This window comes from Paenirhodobacter populi (assembly GCF_004022215.1).
In the GTDB taxonomy this organism is placed as follows: domain Bacteria; phylum Pseudomonadota; class Alphaproteobacteria; order Rhodobacterales; family Rhodobacteraceae; genus Rhodobacter; species Rhodobacter populi.
Genome location: NZ_SAUZ01000078.1, coordinates 1 through 1,072, shown reverse-complemented (window position 1 = coordinate 1,072; position 1,072 = coordinate 1). Strand labels below are relative to the sequence as shown.

Below are 1,072 nucleotides of genomic sequence, written 5' to 3'. Positions count from 1 at the left end.
GCCTCCTGTCTTTGCAGAATCCGCTATGAAGGATGGTGCGGGCGGCATACCGCGAGCCTCCGGGGCCATCGACGAAGCCCGTTTGCCGGCAAGGGAGCCGCCCGTTTCTTCGCATTCATCCTGAACAGTTGATTGGGGCTGTTGGCGCAGACCCCGCAGAACAGGAACAGGAGACATCATGGACCAAATCTATATCGGCGTCGATGTCGCCAAGGCATGGCTCGACATTTACCATCCCGCCCGGGGTGCTAAGCGCATAGATAACACTCCGCCCAGTGTCCGCACCTTCGCCCGGGCCGCAGCGCGGGAAGGTGTCTGGGTCATCTTCGAGGCCAGCGGCGGCTATGATCGGGTGCTGCGCGATGGTCTTGAAGCTGCCCGGGTCAGCTTCAGCCGGGTCAATCCCCGTCGGGCCCGCGATTTTGCGCGGGCTATGGGAGTGATAGGCAAGACCGACCGTGTCGATGCCCGGATGCTCGCAACGTTCGGTCAGAGGCTGCAACCACCGCAGACCCCGCCCGGCTCACCGACGCGGCAGGCGCTGCTGGCCCAGATTACCCGGCGTCGTCAATTGGTTGAGATGCGAAAGCAGGAGGTGACCAGACTTCAGCAAACGACAGACCACGATGCCCGCGTGGACATCAAGGGTTTAATCCTGCTCCTGGAGCGGCGGATCGAAAAGGTCGAGGCAAGGATCGCGGAGATCATTCAATCCTCGCCCGAACTGGCCGAAGCAAATCGTCAGCTGCAGTCGGTGCCCGGTGTCGGCACGATTGTCGCGGCCACTCTCATGGCCCGAGTTGCCGGAGATCGGCACAACTGACCGCCGAAAGATCGCGGCACTCGCCGGCCTGGCACCGATTGCCAGGGATAGCGGACAGCGCAACGGAAAACGGGTCATCGGCGGCGGGAGACCCACCGTCAGAACCGTCCTCTATCTCGCAGCACTACACGCGTCACGGCACACCGCAATGTTCCGAGCGTTCAGGCAGAAGCTCCAGGACGCAGGAAAGCCGGTGAAAGCCGCCTTGACAGCGACGGCCAGGAAGCTGCTCAGCATGCTCAACAGCAT

General features: G+C 62.5%; 2 protein-coding genes. Both read left to right on the top strand.

What is annotated here, in order from left to right; genetic code table 11:
• Positions 1–178: 178 nt before the first annotated feature.
• Positions 179–823, top strand: coding sequence for an IS110 family transposase (locus D2T30_RS22875; protein ID WP_241649198.1), 645 nt, complete (start codon positions 179–181; stop codon positions 821–823).
• Positions 801–1,072 (top strand): transposase (locus tag D2T30_RS23890; protein ID WP_241651392.1); only part of this gene is annotated, 272 nt, incomplete at its 3' end. The genes D2T30_RS22875 and D2T30_RS23890, both read left to right, overlap by 23 nt.